We start from the raw sequence: 17,993 nt of genomic DNA, 5'->3' as shown, positions 1-17,993 counted from the left end.
CGAGATGCTCCTGCTGATCATCGCGGCTGCCGTCATTTGGCGGCTCTACCTGTGGTCGCGCGCCCCGCACGACGCTCCCACCCGGTCGGTCGCCCTCTCCCTCCTGAGCGCGGGCCTGTCGTATCCGGTGGCCATGCCGGGGGGCACCACCGGCATCGACACCGTGGCCGGGCACGGCACGGCGAAGCTGGTCCAGAACGTCCTGCTGTTGCTGACGGTCTACTTCCTGATGTGCTTCTACCTGTACTCGGCCGACGGGCAAGCAGCGCGTCGTCGCGCCCGGTGGGAAGCCGTCGTCGTGGCCGCAGTCACGGCGGCGATCATCCTGGCGGCCGTGAACGCGCCGCACGAGGCGCTCGCCGGCTCGTTCAGCACGGCAGACATGAGGATCCCCCAGGTCGCTTTCTTCTACGCCGGCGCCGGCCTGTACCTGATGTATGCGCTCGGTGCTGCCGGACGGTGGTCCGCCCGCTACGCCCGCATGTCCCGTCGCCCACACGCGACGGGGCTGTGGATGACCGCGATCGGCCTCGGCGCGATGGCAGCGGCCTGCGCCGTCCGCGCGGTCTTCGTCGCCGTCCGGTGGAGCGGAGGTCCCGTGCCGCACCAGCTCACGACGAGCGTGGCGGTCGGGCTGGTGGTGTCGAGTCTGCTCTTCGTCGCGGGCATCACCTATTCGGCGGTTCGCGCCAGGATCACAGCGACGCGGCTGTGGCTGCGCCGACGGCGGGATCACCGTCGGCTGATACCGCTCTGGCAGCTGCTGATCGAGGTCTATCCGGAGAACGAGCTGCCCCCTGCCTCCCGCGGGCTCTGGGACCGGTGGCGGGCGCGTGGCGTGCACCGCCGCTACCACCGGCGGATAGTGGAATGCCGGGACGGACTGGTTGACATCAGCCCCTACCTGGCCCGCGGGGAGGACGGCACCGGCCTGCTGGACCTTGATCCGACTCAGCTGGCCCGGCGCCTGCGATCCGCCGCGACCATGATCAAGAACGGCGTCCCGGCACCAGGTCAGGCGGTCGCCCTGGCAGTGCCGCAGGAAGACGACCGGAACGCTGATGTCCGTCAGCTGATCGCGGTGTCGGAAGCGCTCCGGCTGACTGCGTGACCGTGGAAGAACGAGGGAGACGAGACGAGATGCTGATCACCGCCGGCCGGGTCCTGACCGGGTCCGGGACGTACCTGGAGGACGGTGCCGTCCTCGTCGAGGACGACTCGATCATCGAAGTCGGGCCGCGCACGCAGCTCGCTGACCGCGCCGGGGCAGACGGGATCCTCCTGGCGTTTCCCGACGAGACGGTGGTGCCCGGGCTGATCGACGCCCACGTGCATCTCGCGTTCGACGGCGGCGGCGACCCTGTGGCCACTCTCCACGAGTCCAGCGATGAGAGACTGCTGCAGGACATGCGCCAGCGCGCGGAGCAGGTCCTGTCCAGCGGTGTGACGACGGTCCGCGACCTGGGCGACCGCAACGGCCTGGCCCTCCGCCTCGACATGGAGATCAGCCGGGGCAGCACTCCCGGCCCGCGCATCGTGTCCGCGGGCACACCGGCTACCCCGCCCGGAGGCCACTGCCACTTCCTGGGTGGTGAGGTATCCGGCGTGGCCGAGGTCCGTGATCTCGTGCGCCGCAACCTCGCTGGGGGTGCCGGCGTGATCAAGGCGATGGTGACAGGCGGCGGCCTGACCAAGGACGGGCCGAAGAGCTGGCAGAGCCAGTTCTCCGCAGAGGAACTCCAGGCCCTGGTGGACGAGGCACACCAGGCCGGAGTGCCGGTGGCCGCGCACGCGCACGGAGCGGACGGCATCGCCGCGGCCGTGGACGCCGGCGTGGACACGATCGAGCACTGCACCTGGATGACGAGCGACGGATTCGACCTCCGTCAGGACATCCTGAAGAAGATCATCGACCAGGGCATCGCGGTCTGCCCGGCCGTCAGCCCGCACTGGCAGATGCTGCCCCGCTTCTTCGGAGAAGAGCGGGCAGCAGCCATGTTCGCCCTGGTCCGCGAGATGGCCGAAGCCGGCGCCAAGCTCATCGCCGGAACCGACGCCGGCGTTCAGCGGGCCGGGTTCGACGGGCTCGTGCCGGCGCTCGCGTTCTACGAGCACCTGGGCCTGCCCAACGGCCGGATCCTCGACATGGCCACTGCGGACGCGGCCGGAGCCCTGGGGCTGGGCGGGCAGACGGGCCGGATCGCGCCCGGGCTCCGCGCGGACCTGCTGATCATCGGCGGAGATCCGCTGGACGACCTCGGTGCCCTCCAGCAGGTCCGTGCCGTGATCGCGGCAGGACGGGTGCACGAGGCGAGCTCGCCGGCAGAGAAGCAGCAGTAGCCACGCCGCCGGCCCGCAGCCCAGAAGCTGCGGGCCGGACTACTACTTGGTGTCCGCTTCCTTCTCCGTCATCTCCGCCACCAGCTCGTTGACCAGCGCCAACGCCTTGGGCGACAGACCCTGCGAACCCAGGCCGCGAGCTCGCACCCGGCCCACGGCGCCCTTCTTCGCGGCGGCCAGCAGCTGGAGACCCTCATAGACCTGGGCGGCCACGGCCTCGTCCGGCTCGAAGTACATCCGGGACACACCGACAACGGCGGCCAGCGCATCCAGGACCACGGGCGGCGCCGTGTCCGTGACGCCGGCCCGAAGATCGGCGAAGTCTTCCCCGGTGATGATCTCCGCCCCGGCATGGGCATTCACCTCGGCCGCCATCTCGGCGTCCGAGGGGGGTCCCTGCGGACCGGGGTAGGAGCGCTGCAAGATCAGAGTGATCTTCTCGGCGAGGGATCCCGGCGGCCCGCTGAACTCCGCAGCGGCGGCTTCCTGGAGTTCGGACTCCCCCGCCGTGCCGTTCTTCCTCGCCTCTGCGGCGGCCATGGAGCGGTCCTCGGCCCGGCGCAGCTCGGCTTCACTGACGCCGTATCTCGCTGCCAGGGCCGCGACGTACTTGTCCTTGAGTCGGCGGTCACCGCGCTCGGCTCCCGCGACCGGTCCGGCGCTCTTGGTTCCGATCACCGCGGCCGTCCCGTACTGGTAGATGCCGGCGTCGCAGCGCAGATCAGCCAGATCAGGCAGGCCGCGACGGGGAAACAGATCGTCCAGGTCACCCCTGAGGGCCGCCGCGTATGCGGGCAGCTTCTCCGGATCGGGCGAGGAGTGGCCGGCCTCCCAGTTCGCCACCGCGGAGTCGGACACGCCCAGCTCTGCCGCCACCTCACTCTGGAAGATGTCGGCAGCTCGCCGTACCGCGCGAGCACGGTCTCGGTCGAAGTGACGGGCAGGCATCAGACCTCGCTTTTTCTCCAAGTTGAAGTGAGTGCATCTTGTTGACTTTTACTTCTGGTGGGAATAGCTTCAGCGTAGCGAAAACAGAGCGCCTTCGCATACCGCTCGCCCTCTGGATTCGGCCTCCCCACCAGCACCTCTGGGCTGCGGTGAGGTCCCGCACCTCGTGTGAGAGGTCTCCTCTTCTCGGCGGCGCGGCGTGTTCCACCGCGTACCTGGGGGTCAGCAGTCCCAGCAGTAGTCCCCCGGCTCCCTAGTGGATACCCCGTTTCTCCCCTCCCCGTCAGGAAGTCCGCGCCATGCCGCAGCACCCCTTAAACCCAGCGGCCAGTCCGCTCGGTGCGTGCGACGCCTGACTCCGGGGATCACTTCTCCTTCGCCTCGCTCCGCCTCCACGACCCGCCCTGGGCGCCGCCCGACGAGTTGTCGAGAAGGCAAGAGCTAAGTCTGGATGTCTTCGCAGGCCACACGTATGTTGCTGGTCCCCCGCCGGGCATCCGCCCGGCGACCGGCACGGAAGGAGATGCGTGAGGCGCGCACCGCCCACCGCAACGGGGCACGGCCCCATAAACGCCGACGGCGTCTGAGAGCGGGAACTCTCAGACGCCAAACGGCCAGGACACCCGCGCCCCGGGAAGGGCGCGGAGATCACCCAACGAATCCGCTCTGGTCCCTTTCCACCAGCACCGGAACGGATCTGCTTCAAGGGAGAGTTTCGCATGCCGACTGCCCTGCGTGAAAGGCCGAAGACCCCGGCCTGCGCGGCAGCCTGTGCCCGTGCCACCCCGTCAGTGCGGCGGAGTGGCGGTGATGCCTGATGGCACGTATCCGCACCGTCAAGCCGGAGATGTTCGAGTCGGAGTCGCTGGCGGAGTGCTCGGTGACCGCCATGCTCACCTTCATCGGGCTGCTGACGCAGGCTGACGACTCCGGCCGTCACCGCGACCATCCGGCGATCATCGCCGGTCGGCTGTGGGCACTACGCCCGGAGCACACCGCCGCGCACGTCGCGCAGGACCTGGAGGAGCTGGCCACCGCCGGGTTGATATGCCGCTACACCGGATGCGACGGACGTACCTGGCTGCACGTCGTGACATGGGAGCAGCACCAGAAAATCAACAAGGCCACGGCATCCCGGGTGCCGCGCTGCGCCCGCCACCAGGGCCACCAGCCGTGCGGAAAATGCCAGACCGGCGCCTGCCCCACCACGCGCACGGCACCATCCGTGACGTCTCACGGAACCCTCCCGGAGCACTCCGGGAGCCCGCAGGGAGGGGTGCACCGCCCGGTCGCGGACGCCACTCAGCCCGCAGAGACCACTACGGGCCCCGGAGAGACGTTTTCCATGCCGCAGACCGGCCCAGCCGCATCCGCTGCGGCACCGCCGGGGAAGAGTGCAGGTCAGACGGCAGTCCCGGAGGACTCCCGGAGGACTACGGGAGGACTCCCGGAGGACTCCCGCTCTGGATCTAGGATCTTGGATCCTGGATCTGTACCTAGGGGGCGCGAGGCGCCCGCACCCGACGCCGTCCCCGGATCGGTCTCCGCGAAGCAGCTGGTCGCCGAGTACGTCCGGGACTGCCAGCGCCGACCGCCGGAGGACGTCCTCGGGCTCCTGGGGCGCAAGATCCGGGTTCTGCTGGACGAGCGCTTCGACCCGCAGGACATCCGCACGGCCCTGGAGCGGCTGCGGGCCAAGGGCCTGCACCCGAGCGTGCTGCCGAGCCTGGTGAACGAGGTCGTCAACGCAGCCCCGCAGGCCACCTCGGCGGCGTCATCCGCCTCCGGCGCGGGGCCCTGGGCCAGCACCTCCGGATACACGCCCTACCTCAACCCGACCGAGCCGACGACGTTCGGAGGCCACCTGTGACCCGCGCACACCTCGCCGACCCTCAGCCCGCCATCGGCGAGCGGCTGCGCGCCCGGTTGGAGGCCAGGCTGACCGAACGCGGCATCGACCCGACTGCGCCGCTGCCGGACACCCCGGAGCCGATCCCGGCGCTGGAGGCCGCGCAGGCGCGTATCCCGGTCGACTACCGCGACGCCGTGGTCGAGCACCCCGACGTCGCCGCCTGGGTCCGTTCCATCACCGAGGCCGCGGTCGAGCCGAACGCCGGCGGGCTCAACCCGCACTTCGGCGCGGCCGGACGCCGGCGGATCGCGCACGGCCCGTCGCTGCTGCTGTGGGGCAGTACCGGGGCGGGCAAGACGCATCAGGCGTACGGCGCGATCCGGGCCCTGACCGCCGCCGGGTGCGGCGTGTCCTGGCAGGCGACGACTGCCGCCGACCTGTACGCCGACATGCGCCCGCAGTCCGGGGTGGACCCGGAGCACATGCTGCGCCGGATCGTGCGGGTGCCGCTGCTGCTGCTCGACGACCTCGGCGCCGCGAAGGGCTCGCAGTGGACGGAGGAGATCACCTTCCGGCTGGTGAACTGGCGCTGCCAGAACCGCCTGCCGACGATCTTCACCACGAACCTGCCGCCGGTCCGCGACCGGGGCGTGCCCCCGCAGCAGCCGGTCCTGCGCGACGTGATCGGCGACCGCGTCCTGTCCCGCCTGTCCGGCATGTGCACACCGGTCCACTTCAGCGGCCCGGACCGGCGCTTCCAGCGCCGCTGAACCGGCCGCTCTCGCAACCGACTTCACCTCCGGTGCGGCACCGCCGCGCCCCTGCCCCGCCTCATCACCGCGCCCACCCACGCTGGTGCCGCGCGACCGCTGAGGCGTACCCGGAGACTGACTTGCGCACCATCACCACGAACGACACCGCGCGCCCGACATTGCGCGGGATCGCCGACCACAGCTGGAACGCCCGGGGCTTGTGCTACGGCATGCCGGCCGAGGACGCCGACGAGCTGTTTTTCCACGCCCCACGGGACCACGAGGCCGCCTCGGAGGCCAAGTCCATTTGCGGCCGGTGCCCGGTCAAGAAGGACTGCTTCAACTACGCCCTGGACAACGACATCCGGCACGGGATGTGGGGCGGGCTGACCGAGATCGAGCGCCGCCCCTGGCACGCCCGGGTCAGCAAGCGCCTCGACTACGCGCGGGTCAAGGCGGCCTTCCAGGGCCGCGACGTGCACCTCAGCGACGCCGAACGTGAGGCCGTCGTCCGCCACGCCTACGCCCGCGGATGGTCCCCCGAGCGCCTCGCCTACACCCTCCAGCTCGAACTCGACTGGGCCCGGGACCTGATGCGTCGAGCGGCCCATGCCGTCGCCGACCGCGACCGCTACTGGGGCCTGTACGACGAGGCCGAGCCCACGCCCGACGACGAGGAGGACGAGGTCACTTCCTCGCCCGTGCCCCGGCAGGTGCACACCCACGCTCTGATCACCGCGCTCGGAAGGGCAGCATGACCCACCCCACCGCCATACCCCTGGCGGCAGTCCCCTTCGGGCTGTCGCCCGTGATCACCGCCGCCGTTGCGCTGCCGGTCCTCGCCGTACTCGTGGGCGGGTGGCTTACCCTGCGCCGCCGTGGTCGCGCCAGAACGGAACGGTCGTCTGCGCTGGCGGTGTGGGTCGCCGCGCTCGCCGCGATCGGCTGCACCGCTTACAGCGCCGACACCAGCTGGCGGTTCGCCGCCGACTACCTCGACATGGCCGGCACCACCGAGCGTGCCGCCATGTTCGGCGCCGCCGAACTGGCGCTGTTCGCCACCGCGCTGATGGCCCGCCAGAACCTCACCTCCCAGGGCGCACCGGGCCTGCCCGGAGTCCTGGTCTGGATGATCACCGGCGTGCAGGTGATCCCCGCCTACGCCGAGTCCGGCCCTGTAGGCGGGACCGTGAGGGCCTTCGTCGGCCCCATCATGGCGGCGATGCTGTGGCACCAGGCCATGGGTATCGAGCTGCGCCTACGCAAACCCGGCGCCGCCTCGCACGGCATCCTGGCCACCCTCGGACGGGAAGCACGCGAGCGTCTGCTCTCCCGCCTCGGCATCGCCGAACGCGACCGGGACGCCGCCCAGATCACCCGCGACCGCGCCACCGCCAAGGCAGTCGCCCTGGCCGCCCGCCTGGCGGAACGTTCCGCCAAGAGCCGCCAGAGCTGGCGGGGACAGCTGATCACCCGGCGGCTGTCCAAGGCCCTCGCCAAGGCCGACGTCGGCACCGACCTGAAGCAGAGGCGCGCTCTCCTGGACCAGCTCGCCGCCCGCCGCCATGCCACCGCGCTCGCGACGGTCGACCTGCCCTCGCCCTGGACTCACCCGTCACAGGACACGAACCACACGGCCCACGATCCCGTCCGCCCGTCCCTCGCCGACGGGACGGCATCCGGGGACCGGCCGATCCGCCTGCTCACGGTCCCCAATGCGAACACCACACCGATCGGGGACGGTCCCGAAGAAGACCATGCAGATCCGGTCCCCGAGATGGCACCCGCCGAAAGCGGGGACCGTCCCCCCGCGGCCCTGGAAACCGGGGACCGCACGCCGACTGGGGACCGGGACAACGCGCTCCCCGGGACCGACACCACACGGGACCGCACAGACGCGAGCCCGGAACACGGGGACAAAACCGCAGCTCAAAGCCCAGATCTTCCGTCCCCGACGCCGGTCCCCAATGGGGACCACGATGCCCGCGACTCCGAAACGGGGACCGAGTCCAACGGGGACCGTCCCCAACCGGTCCCCAACGAGGGGGACCACGGTGACCCCGACACCGGAACGGGGACCGAGTCGGGCGGGGACCGTCCCCACTCGGTCCCCGCGCGCAGGAGGCCGAAGGCGTCCCGGAACCGGTCCCGAGGTGGTCAGGGCAAGCCGTCCCGAAGGCAGGGGAAGGTGAGTGTGGACCAGCTCGTCACCCAGCTCCGTCCCCACGTGCCCAAGCTGCTGGAACGGGACGGGAACGCCGAGGTCACGCGCAGCCAGCTCAGGGAGATCATGCGCGCCCACGACATCGGCATCCGCAATGACCGCCTTACGCCGGTCCTGGAGCGTCTGCGCCACGAAACGGCCACGTCCACGACGAAGAAGAGGAGTGCACGGTGAGGACGTGCCCGCGCATGTCGCACATCAAGTCCGACTTCGAGAAGGACATCCGCTTCCTGACCGCCTATGCGGAGCGCAAAGCCGGCACCCCATCGGCCAAGACCAGCGCGAAGCAGGCGATCACGCTCAAAGGCAATATGGCCAGGGCGATGAGCCGGCACTTCGCCCGCTGCCCCGAGTGCGGCTGACACCTGCTTAGACGCAGGTCAGGCGACTCCACTGCACTCAATCGCTGCGGTGGCCCGGCTTCGTGCGGGGCCACCGCCCCCTCCGGAAGGAAAACGCCATCCGACGCCCACGCCCACGGACGTACACCCCCACCGCCGCCGAGGCCGCCGCCTGGGCGGACGTCCTGATCCACCACCAGCTCCTGCACGCGGCAGTGCTGGCGCCGAACGGCCAGTGGCTAGTCCAGGTCACACCCGAAACGTGCGTCCGTGTCCTCGACGGACCGGCCGCCGTGGTGGACCTCGCCGCCGAAATCCAGCACCGACTCCGCGCCACCAGGAACCGCACCCGATGACGAACTCGACTACGAGCCCCACTCCCACACCGGATGAGCCGGTCCCCAACTCGCTTGCTGAGCGAGCAAGTTATCGCAAGAGCATTGCTCCCGACGGGAGCAATGCTCTTGCCTCCCCCGCCCCTGAAGTGGCGGGAGAAGTCCGGCGCCAGGGGGCGCCGAACGAACAGGACGCGACCGAGGGCGGCTCGCGTCCGGGGGAAAAGCACACGCATACCTGCCACACCGAGCAGTGCGCCCACACCGCACCGTCGAAGCCGCACGTGCAGCAGCGCGAGCGCCTGCGTGACGAGCACAAGCGCGTGCGCCAGCCCAGCTGCCGCATGAACGACGACGAGTACCAGCTGCTCGCACGTGCAGCGTCCGCGTGCCGTATGAGCGTCGCCAGTTTCCTTGCCCACGCCGCTCTCAAAGCCGCCCGCGATCTCGACCGCACCGCCGCCGAGATTGCCACCGAACGCGAAGTGCTGAACGAGCTGTTCGCCCTGCGCCGGCACCTCGGACACATCGGCAACAACGTCAATCAGGTGGCCAAGGCCCTGAACTCGGGTGCGGACGCCCCGAACACGGTGGCGGTCCTCGACGCCGTGACCCGCGCGGCCCGCCGCGTGGACGCCTTCACCCGGCACTACCTGGAGACCGAGACCACCGCGGCATGATTCCCCGAGTCCACGATCGCGGGCAGCGCACCATCGGCCTGCTCTACTACCTCTACGGGCCCGGCACCCACGAGGAGCACATCGACCCCCACCTGGTTGCCGCCTGGGACAGCCTCGCCCCCGACCCCGGCCGCGAACCGAACGCCACATACGCCGACCTCCAGCAGCTGCTGGACATGCCCGTCGAAGCCCTCGCCAAAGGCCGTCGGCCCAAGAAGCACGTATGGCACCTGTCCGTCCGGGCGGCCCCCGAGGACCCCATCCTCAGCGACGAGCAGTGGGGCGACATCGCCCGGCGCATGGTCGCGGCCACCGGCATCGCCCCCGACGGCGACGACGCGGCGTGCCGCTGGGCCGCCGTACGGCACGCCGACGACCACATCCACATCATCGCCACGCTCGTCCGCGAGGACCGCCGCCGGCCACGGCTGAACAATGACGCCGCCCGGTCCCAGGCCGAAGCCAGGCTGATCGAAGCCGAGTACGGGCTCAAGCAGCTCAACACCGGTGACGGCACCGCCGCCAAACGTCCCACCAGCGCCGAGCGCCACAAGGCCGAACGCGAGGGCCGCGAGCGCCCCGCCCGCGAGGAACTGCGCGAGACCGTACGGCAGGCAGTTGCCGGCGCCACGAGTGAGGAGGAGTTCTTCGACCGCCTGGCCGACGCCGGCGTACTGATCCACAAACGCCTCGCGCCCTCCGGCGACCTCCTCGGCTACAAGGTCGCGCTCCCCGACGACCGCAACGAAGACCAGGAGCCCGTCTTCTACGCCGGTTCCACCCTCTCCCCCGACCTGTCCCTGCCTCGTATCCGTAAACGCTTCTCCAACGGCACCCCCTCACCGAGCGCCGACACGTCCTCGGACCAGGCCACCCCCCTGGCGCCTAGCGGCCCGGCCACGGCACGGCGCCGGGCCGCCACGGCCACGTGGCAGGCGGTGCTCGTCATCGACGGCGGCCAGGACGCGGCGGTGGCCGCGCAGATCGCGGCGGCCGGGGAAATCCTGGACGCACTCGCCCAGACCTCCGCCGCCCACACCCGTACCCAACTGCGCGATGCGGCCTTCGCGTTCGAACGGGCCACCCGCTCTCACGTACGAGCTGAACGCGGGCGCGACCGCGCCCTGCGCGAAGCCGCCCGCGACCTCGTCTACAGCGGACCCGCCCTCGGCCGCGGAGAGGACGGAGCCACCACGGCGATGCTGATCGACATGGCGTTCTTCCTCGTCACGGCCGCAGCCCACTGGCACGCGAAGAAGAACCACGCCCAGCAGGCCGCCGCCGCCCGCCAGGCCGCCGAGCACCTGCGCGCCGCCTACCAGGCCGCCGCCGGCATCCCATTGGGGGTGCTGTACCAGCGGGGACGGCATCTGTCGCAGCCACTGCGGCACAAGCAGGCTGCCTGCCTACGAGCGGCGGTGCCGCAGTTGGCCGAGCAGATCCTGGCTGAGCCGGGCTGGTACGCCCTCGCGGCCACCCTCGCCGACGCCGAGAGCGCCGGCCACGATCCGGCGGTGCTGCTGGCCGAGGCCGCCGCGCGGAGAGAGCTGGGCACCGCAGACTCCATCAGCGACGTGCTGGTGTGGCGGCTGCGTCGCATGGCCGATCTGCCCGCCGACGCGACCACGATGCCCATCGACTCCATCCCTACCTCGGCCAGTACGCCGGGGCGTGCGACAAAGCCCGCAGCGGGCCGCGGCGAGGGTCCGGGCAAGGCCCGCTGATTACGGAGTCTGAGAGTTGAAGCAGTTCAGGTGCATGAGGCACCCTCCTTGTGGCCTGTCAGACGAAGAGAAGGAGAGCGGATGTTCGGACGTGCTCGTGCCCACCGTGAATTCCGTGAAGCCCAGCGTGCCGGCCACGCCCTGCTGCACACCATGCAGTCGCATCCCGGCTTCCAGCCTCCGGCACCCCCTGCTGATCAGGCTTCGGACCCCGCCGCGGAGGCGGTAGTGCCCGACTTCCTGCCGCCGGATCTGCGGGTCCCCTCGCGTCAGGAGGTCGAGGGCCTGATGATGCGCTGGCAGCAGCCACTCGTCATCGACGGCGAGGTCCGTTCGTGCCCCGAGTGCGGCGCATACCGGGACTGGATCATCTTCAGCATGTGCGACGACACGATCCACCTGCGCTGCCGGGCCGGCCACACAACGCCGGAGCCCCGCCTCGACCCGGTGTGGTTCAACCGCAACTCCGGTCCGGTCGATCACTTCCATCCCACCCTCGCCGAGGGCCTGCGCCACCTCGGCCACTGAGCCGGCGAAACCCCTGAAACCTCAACTCCCCTTCTCTCTGCCGGTGCCCGGAGGGCCGGCCCAGTCAACCTGTCCGCTTCGCAGGCCACTTAGGGGTTTCGCATGCGCCTTCCCACCACGACCGTCCTCAGCCTCAGCGCTCTCGCCGCTCTGGTTCTGACCGGCTGCTCGACGGGCAGTACCACCTCCGCCGAGCCGGCCTCCCCCACAACCGCCGCGCCGCGCACGGTGGGCTCGAATACCGCAGCGTCGGCGCCGCTGTCCTCGGCCGCACTGAGCAAGCGGCTCCTTGACGAGAGCGACCTCGGCGAGGGCTACAGCCGCAAGCCGCAGCGCCCGGCCACGCACGACGATGTCACCGTGATCGGCTGCCCGGCACTGGCCAAGCTCGGCAGCAGCGCGGCGGCCACCGGCACCGGCCTGTCCTTCCCCCGCAAGGCGAAGGCGTCCTTCACCTACGCCGGCGGCAGCGACTCCGAGGTGTCCGAGGAGCTGTACAGCGACACCGCGACGAAGCTTTCGCAGGGCATCGGGGAGATCTTCGACGCGATGACCGCCTGCCCCACGTACCAGCTCGTGTCGGGCAGCATCGTCATCGACATGGGTACGAAGCAGACGGCCGCCCCGGACCTGGGTGACGAGCAGTGGAGCCAGCTGCTCACCTACGCGGTCGGCGGGCAGCGCAGCGTCGTCAAGCAGACGGCGATCCGCACCGGCACGATTCTGGTGGTCCTGTCCGGGGCGCCCGCTCTCGTCGACGCCCATCTCGCCGACGCCGTCCAGGCGGCGCAGGCCCGCTGACACTCGACGCTCCGTCGCGCCCCGTTCTCCCCGCTGCCAGGCAGTGGAGAACGGGGCGTTCGTCATCCAGCATTACCGTGCTGCAGGGCCCTGCACACGGCGAGGGCCATGCTCCGGCTTCGGCCGTGGGCCATCCGGACGCTGTCGTACGAAGAGAGGTCACCGGCGTGGTGGACCGTCCCACGAAGACCCGCGGGTGTTTCGCGTTCGTCACTACACCGCGCCGTGAGGTCGTGCTGCAGCTGCGGGACGACAAGGCCGGCATCGGCTGGCCGGGGCGCTGGTCGCTTCCCGGCGGCGGACGTGAGACGGACGAGACGCCGCTCGAGACGGTCCTGCGCGAGTTGCTGGAAGAGACTGGCATCGTACCGACGGTGATCGAGGAAGTGGCTGTCACCGCCTACGAGGAAGGCAAGACGCCACCCCACGTGTTCGCCGCAGTCTGGGACGGCACCGAGAGCGAGCTGGTCCTCGGCGAGGGGCAGGCCCTTCGTCTGTTCCCGCTGGACGCTCTGCCCGAGCCGATGCCGCCCCATGTCCGGCACTACGTCGAACAGCTTGCACTGCGCCTGCCACCCCGTAGGAACGACCCCTCGCCACCCACATCCTCCGGGTTCCTGTGAGCACCGGGACGGAACGGCACGGCCTGGCGCAACGAAACCGGGCCCAGTTTCCTCACCTTGACGACGGTGAGGAAACCGGGCCCTTCGGTGATGCGGCGGTCAGGCACGGCGCGTCCAGAGCAGGCTGGTGCGTGCCGCCACAGGGGGTCATGGCAGCGTGGGCATGCCCGCCTCCGGCGCGTGCGGCCGTTCGATGGCAAGCAGGCGATCGGGGTGAAGGCCCAGTTCCACGATCTCGTCGGCGGCGGGGACATAGACCAGGGCGGCAAGTCGCCGACTCCGGCCGGGGTGGGTCACGGTCAGGACGTGGTGCTGGTCCGGGCAGCCGGAGAGCGTATAGGCGTCGCCGGAGTTGAGGCCATCGGCACGGCCCTGGAAGGTGTCCAGTTCACGGCGTTGGTCCCACCAGCGGGCGCGTGCCCTCATGTGGGGAAGCGCGGCGGTCCGCCGGTCGCGCTCGGTCCTCCATGCTCGGCGGCAGGGGGCGCATTCGTTGGTGGCCTCGGGGTTCGGTCCGGCCAGCGGCGTGTCGCACAGGCCGGTGCCGGTCGCGGCGCGGCGGCGGTGTCCCGTGACGAGATTGGCATGGCCTTTGGGTGCCCACAGCAGGTCCTCGTCGCGCGGGCAGGATCCGTCGAAGGACACGCTCACGTCGCCCGCGAGCCGGTGGAAGCGCTCCAGGGCCGCCGCGAGCGCCGAGCAGTTGGCGCACACCCGGCGGGCTGAAGTCGAGTGAGGGTCAAGGGACTTGCCGCAGTAGCCCAGCAGATGGCCGGGGATCGGCAGGTGGGCGGTGGCGCCCTTGCCGGTGCCGGCGGCGGGCCGGAGATCTCGTTCGCCGCCGGGGTGCGGCTGCGTGGTCAGAATCAGCCAGGCGCGTGTACAGCTCTGGCACAGAGAGTGCGTGGTGTTCTCCGCGACCGGTGCGAGATCGGTCGAGTGCGTAGCGCACACCGTCAACGGTTCGGTGTCGATCAGGACGCCGTGGTGAGCGGTCCCGTTCGTGGGAGAGATGGACAGCCGGATTATGGGCAGGGGCAAGCAGACCTCCAAGGGTCAGTGTGGGGCGGGTGGGTGACGAAAGGCTCGTCAGAGAAAGTCGAAACGGCCGGGCAGGGTGGCAAGCGTGCGCGCGTCCTCGGCCGCTCTGTAAGCCTCGACGCGGGCGAGCGTGACCGCGCATTCGCCGTACTCGCGCGCGTTCCGCTCTCCGGCCTCGGTGCACTGCCCGTCTTCGATGATGTACCGGGTCACCGTCCGGGCCGGGCCCGAGTCGGTGGGGGCATCGGACACCAGCGACAGCACCGACGACCCGCACCGATTACCCGCATCCTCCAGGGCCCGGTCTACCAGGCGCGTCAGACGGTCAAAGCGCTCCATGCTCACCGGCCCGAGCACAAGGGTGTTGCCGCCCAGGTAGAGGAGTTCGGCGAGCACTTCCTGGGCAACCAGCGGCCGGATGACGCGCAGGTAGTGACGTCCCGGCCCGGCCGCCGCGATGGCATTGGCGACCGCGAGTCGTCCAGGGGACAAGTATGAAACCGACAGATCGGTGTCCTTACGTTGTAGGTGGGTTGGTTTCGGTCACTCGTAGGATCGAAAGACCCGGGGATGCTGGGTGTGGCTCATGGGTTTCCGCCCACTGGTGGCTTGAAAGGATTGGCCGCTCGGCATCCCGCGACGACTCGACCACTCATTGGGATGCGCGGCACAAGATCGCTTGGTAAGGACACGCTGGCGAGGTCGTCTGCTGGGCTGTGAACGGATACGACTTCGGAGGTGGCCGTGCCCGAGCTGTGGGCCGGTACGGATGCGGGCAAGGCCGCGCATCACTGCGTGGTGCTCGACGCGGACGGCAAGCGCCGGCTGTCGCGGCGGGTGGACAACGACGAGACCGCGCTGCTGAAGCTGATCGCCGATGTGCTGGAGCTGAGCGACGGCGCCCCGGTGACCTGGGCGATCGACCTCAACGCCGGCGGGGCCGCGCTGATGATCGCGCTGCTGACCGACAACGGCCAGCAGGTCCTCTACATCCCCGGCCGCACCGTCCATCACGCCTCCGGCTCCTACCGGGGCGACGGCAAGAGCGACGCCAAGGACGCCTTCGTCATCGCCGACCAGGCCCGCATGCGCCGCGACCTGGAACCTGTGCACCGAGGCGACGACATCGCCGTGGACCTGCGCATCCTCACCTCGCGCCGCCTGGACCTGGCCGCCGACCGCACCAGGACCATCAACCGGCTGCGAGCCCAGATGCTGGAGTACTTCCCCGCCCTGGAACGCGCCTTCGACTACAAGACGTCCAAGGCGGCCCTGGTGCTGCTGACGCAGTACCAGACCCCGGCCGCCCTCCGGCGCGTCGGCAGGACCCGGCTCGCGACCTGGCTGAAGAACCGCAAGGTCCGCAACTATCAGCTCGTTGCGGCCACCGCGGTGGAGGCCGCCGAGGCCCAGCACACCGCCGTCGCCGGGGAGAAGCTGGCCGCCGCCATGGTGGCCAGGCTCGCGAGGAGGTGATGGCCCTCGACGAGGAGATCGCCGAGACCGACGCCCTGATCGAGGGCCGGTTTCGCGACCACCCGCACGCCGAGGTCATCCTGAGCATGCCCGGCCTCGGCCCCGTCCTGGGCGCCGAGTTCATCGCTCACACCGGCGGAGACCTGAGCGTCTTCGCCAGCGCTGACCGCCTCGCCGGCGTCGCCGGCCTGGCCCCGGTCCCCAAGGACTCCGGACGCATCAGCGGCAACATGCGCCGCCCACGCCGCTACTGCCGACGCCTGCTGCGGGTCTTCTACATGTCCGCCATGGTCGCCGCCCGCTCCTGCCCCGTCTCCAAAGCCTTCTACGAGCGCAAACGAGCCGAGGGCAAGGGCCACAAGCAGGCAATCATCGCCCTCGCACGACGCCGCCTGAACGTCCTGTGGGCACTCATACGCGACGGCCGCGCCTTCGAACTCACGGCACCGCAGACCCCCGTCATGCTGGGCTGACACGCTCACAGCGAGTCACCAACGCGGGTTGACAACTCCATTGGGAATCCTTTCGCAGCGGAAGCGACCGCCCGGGGCGAGGGGCGGCCGGCATGAGAAGGCGTCGTCGTCAGTCACGGCGCACGACGGTGAGCCGCTCTTGCGCGCCCTCGGGCAGGGTGCGCCGAGGCACGGGGACCGGGGAGGCGAGCGAGGCGGCGAAGGCCGCGACCAGGTCGTGCGGGACGCTGGCGCTGAAGCTGGCGCACCACAGATAGGGGGCGCCCAAAACAGGTTCCGCCCACGCCTGCCAGCCCATCAGATCGGGGCGCGGGTCGGCGTCCTGAATGAGCTTGGGCAGTTCCTCCAGCGACACGCTGGAAGCGAAGCCGGGGTCCGTGGCCGCGGTCGCGGGGCGGTCCACGTCCCGGATCCAGCCCTGGGAGACAAGCGCGGCCATGACCGCCTGAGGCCCGTCGAACCCGGTGTCGGGCGCCTCGCGGGCATCGAGCGCGACGAGGAGATCGGCAAGCGCCTCGTGCGGGACGCCCGTGGTGAAGTAGGCGTTCCACTCCGTCAGTGCGCTCGTGGCATGCGGACGGGCGGACAACTGCCACGCCACGGGCAGTCCGCCGAGTTCAAAGGGGTAGCTGGCGAGGATCCACTCGGCGCCGCGCAACTCGTCCGGGCTCACGTACAGCAGGGTGTGGCGGGAGGTCGGCCACAGCCGCCAGCCCAGGCCGGTCAGCAGGTCGCCGATCCGCTCGCCGAGCGCGCCGTCGTCGCCGGCCAGGTGGCGCGGGGTGACCCAGTACACCGCCTCCTGCGGGTCGGGGTGGGCAGGGTCGTGGGGGTCGTGCGGGTGCAGGGGCGCCTCCGTAGGGTCGTTGGTGGTTCAGCTGCCGTCGTCGCGTGGCCCGGTCGCCCTGCGACGGCGGCGTGCGGGAGCCTCGGTCGGCTCGTGCCAGGTGAGTTCGACGGCGACGTCCGGTGGGAGGTGGCCGACCTGCTCGGCGTCCTTGGCCTCGGTGATGAAGACCAGCGGGTCGCCGTTCTCATCCTGGGCAGCGATCACCCCGCCGACACGGTGGGCCATGGGAAAGAGCGGGTTGATGGCGAGCCGGGCCGTCGCTTCACGGTCGCAGGCGGCCAGAAGGTCGACGAGTTCACCGACGGTCATCTCGTGCAGATGCGGTTCGTCCACAGCGTTCTCCTCGCGGTAGCGGACAAGGGTGTCCCGAAGCTGGGCAGGGTATGCGGCGCGCAGGGCGCCCGGTGGTGTGGCGTCGGTCCCGCTGTTCAGAGCGGCTGGGAGGTGGCGAGGACCTGGGCCACGGCAGCGGCGACGATGGCGGCCGGAGTCTCGGTGTCGAACGACATCCGGTACCCGCGGACCTTCGCGGTGCCGGTGACCGCGATCACCCAGCCCTCACCGTCGGTGCCGGGACGACCCATCGGGAACCACCCGAGATAGAACCGCCCGTCCTTGCTGTTCACATGGACATCGGCGCGGTCGTCCACGACCAGCTTGAAGTCGGCGTCCGTGAACTGGTCGATCACCAGCATCGGTCGGCCGGGACCGAGTTTCCATGAGTGCAGCCGCAGCGCCTCGACAGTGGTGGCGAATCCGGGCTGGGCCACGTCCAAGGCCACAGGCATCACCTCTCTGACCTGGTGTTTTCCGGGAAGGCGTCTACGTTGACATGCCCTAGAAGCGTTGGCCAGTCTTTTCGGGATCTTTCCTGTCTGCCACAGGCGAACTGTTGACCGCTGTTGTGGGATCTCAAGTTCGGCTGCACAATCTCACCGCCCGCTTCATATCGACTGCACTTTCCGTGTTCCTCGACGAACTCGCCCACCGCGCACGGCACATCGA

Annotated in this window: 19 protein-coding genes and 1 pseudogene; 14 read left to right on the top strand and 6 right to left on the bottom strand. The window is 70.3% G+C overall.

What is annotated here, in order from left to right; all coding sequences use genetic code 11:
• Nucleotides 1-4 precede the first annotated feature (4 nt).
• Both L3078_RS34360 and L3078_RS34355 read left to right on the top strand, forming a co-directional pair.
• Nucleotides 5-1,111 carry an MAB_1171c family putative transporter gene (locus tag L3078_RS34360; RefSeq protein WP_239760574.1) on the top strand — a complete coding sequence of 369 codons (1,107 nt, stop codon included), beginning with the start codon at nt 5-7 and terminating at the stop codon, nt 1,109-1,111.
• 29 nt (nt 1,112-1,140) lie between these two features.
• Complete coding sequence (locus L3078_RS34355; protein WP_239757815.1) at nt 1,141-2,340, top strand: amidohydrolase family protein; 1,200 nt, start codon at nt 1,141-1,143, stop codon at nt 2,338-2,340.
• Between the two features lie 42 nt (nt 2,341-2,382).
• On the opposite strand, the gene L3078_RS34350 is transcribed toward L3078_RS34355, so the two are convergent.
• Complete coding sequence (locus L3078_RS34350) at nt 2,383-3,288, bottom strand: helix-turn-helix domain-containing protein (protein ID WP_275593191.1); 906 nt, start codon at nt 3,286-3,288, stop codon at nt 2,383-2,385.
• Nucleotides 3,289-4,105: 817 nt separating this feature from the next.
• Here L3078_RS34350 and L3078_RS34345 point away from each other — a divergent pair.
• The 11 genes from L3078_RS34345 (at nt 4,106) to L3078_RS34295 (ending at nt 13,148) form a co-directional block, all read left to right on the top strand.
• Nucleotides 4,106-5,158 (top strand): hypothetical protein, encoded by a 1,053-nt coding sequence (locus L3078_RS34345; protein ID WP_239757813.1) that lies wholly within the window; start codon nt 4,106-4,108, stop codon nt 5,156-5,158.
• Nucleotides 5,155-5,910, top strand: a complete 756-nt coding sequence (locus L3078_RS34340) for an ATP-binding protein (protein WP_215449500.1) — start codon at nt 5,155-5,157, stop codon at nt 5,908-5,910. Before L3078_RS34345 ends, L3078_RS34340 begins: the two co-directional genes overlap by 4 nt.
• A 122-nt stretch (nt 5,911-6,032) precedes the next feature.
• A complete protein-coding gene (locus L3078_RS34335; RefSeq protein WP_239757812.1) occupies nt 6,033-6,650 on the top strand; it encodes a WhiB family transcriptional regulator in 618 nt (205 codons plus the stop codon).
• Entirely contained in the window at nt 6,647-8,290 is a 1,644-nt protein-coding gene (locus tag L3078_RS34330) for a hypothetical protein (protein WP_239757811.1), read from the top strand. Before L3078_RS34335 ends, L3078_RS34330 begins: the two co-directional genes overlap by 4 nt.
• A 14-nt stretch (nt 8,291-8,304) precedes the next feature.
• Entirely contained in the window at nt 8,305-8,478 is a 174-nt protein-coding gene (locus L3078_RS34325; RefSeq protein ID WP_239757810.1) for a hypothetical protein, read from the top strand.
• A 62-nt stretch (nt 8,479-8,540) separates the two neighbouring features.
• Entirely contained in the window at nt 8,541-8,813 is a 273-nt protein-coding gene (locus tag L3078_RS34320) for a hypothetical protein (protein WP_239757809.1), read from the top strand.
• Nucleotides 8,810-9,472: a plasmid mobilization protein gene (locus tag L3078_RS34315; RefSeq protein WP_239757808.1), complete on the top strand. Its 663-nt coding sequence runs from the start codon at nt 8,810-8,812 to the stop codon at nt 9,470-9,472. The genes L3078_RS34320 and L3078_RS34315 overlap by 4 nt, the downstream gene beginning before the upstream one ends.
• Nucleotides 9,469-11,196, top strand: a complete 1,728-nt coding sequence (locus tag L3078_RS34310) for a relaxase/mobilization nuclease domain-containing protein (protein WP_239757807.1) — start codon at nt 9,469-9,471, stop codon at nt 11,194-11,196. The genes L3078_RS34315 and L3078_RS34310 overlap by 4 nt, the downstream gene beginning before the upstream one ends.
• 81 nt (nt 11,197-11,277) lie before the next feature.
• Nucleotides 11,278-11,724 carry a hypothetical protein gene (locus tag L3078_RS34305; RefSeq protein WP_239757806.1) on the top strand — a complete coding sequence of 149 codons (447 nt, stop codon included), beginning with the start codon at nt 11,278-11,280 and terminating at the stop codon, nt 11,722-11,724.
• A 102-nt stretch (nt 11,725-11,826) separates the two neighbouring features.
• A complete protein-coding gene (locus L3078_RS34300; protein ID WP_239757805.1) occupies nt 11,827-12,525 on the top strand; it encodes a hypothetical protein in 699 nt (232 codons plus the stop codon).
• A gap of 125 nt (nt 12,526-12,650) precedes the next feature.
• On the top strand, nt 12,651-13,148 hold the full coding sequence (locus L3078_RS34295; RefSeq protein WP_338059539.1) for an NUDIX domain-containing protein: 498 nt from the start codon (nt 12,651-12,653) through the stop codon (nt 13,146-13,148).
• Nucleotides 13,149-13,295: 147 nt separating this feature from the next.
• Here the strand turns inward: L3078_RS34295 and L3078_RS34290 are convergent, their stop codons facing one another.
• Together L3078_RS34290 and L3078_RS34285 are read right to left on the bottom strand one after the other, a co-directional pair.
• Nucleotides 13,296-14,189, bottom strand: a complete 894-nt coding sequence (locus L3078_RS34290) for a hypothetical protein (RefSeq protein WP_239757803.1) — start codon at nt 14,187-14,189, stop codon at nt 13,296-13,298.
• Nucleotides 14,190-14,237: 48 nt separating this feature from the next.
• Complete coding sequence (locus L3078_RS34285) at nt 14,238-14,681, bottom strand: hypothetical protein (RefSeq protein WP_239757802.1); 444 nt, start codon at nt 14,679-14,681, stop codon at nt 14,238-14,240.
• A 246-nt stretch (nt 14,682-14,927) separates the two neighbouring features.
• Between L3078_RS34285 and L3078_RS34280 the strand changes: the two are divergent.
• Nucleotides 14,928-16,138: pseudogene (locus L3078_RS34280) on the top strand (IS110 family RNA-guided transposase).
• A 109-nt stretch (nt 16,139-16,247) separates the two neighbouring features.
• Here L3078_RS34280 and L3078_RS34275 read toward each other — a convergent pair.
• From L3078_RS34275 to L3078_RS34265, 3 genes are all read right to left on the bottom strand, one after another.
• Nucleotides 16,248-16,934 (bottom strand): SPDY domain-containing protein, encoded by a 687-nt coding sequence (locus L3078_RS34275; protein ID WP_239757801.1) that lies wholly within the window; start codon nt 16,932-16,934, stop codon nt 16,248-16,250.
• Between the two features lie 78 nt (nt 16,935-17,012).
• On the bottom strand, nt 17,013-17,321 hold the full coding sequence (locus tag L3078_RS34270) for a hypothetical protein (protein ID WP_420864135.1): 309 nt from the start codon (nt 17,319-17,321) through the stop codon (nt 17,013-17,015).
• Between the two features lie 95 nt (nt 17,322-17,416).
• Nucleotides 17,417-17,770: an SPDY domain-containing protein gene (locus L3078_RS34265; protein WP_420864134.1), complete on the bottom strand. Its 354-nt coding sequence runs from the start codon at nt 17,768-17,770 to the stop codon at nt 17,417-17,419.
• Between the last annotated feature and the right edge of the window lie 223 nt (nt 17,771-17,993).

Source organism: Streptomyces deccanensis (assembly GCF_022385335.1).
Classification (GTDB): Bacteria; Actinomycetota; Actinomycetes; order Streptomycetales; family Streptomycetaceae; genus Streptomyces; species Streptomyces deccanensis.
Note: the sequence above shows the minus strand (reverse complement) of the source record. Positions and strands in the feature narration are given on the sequence as shown.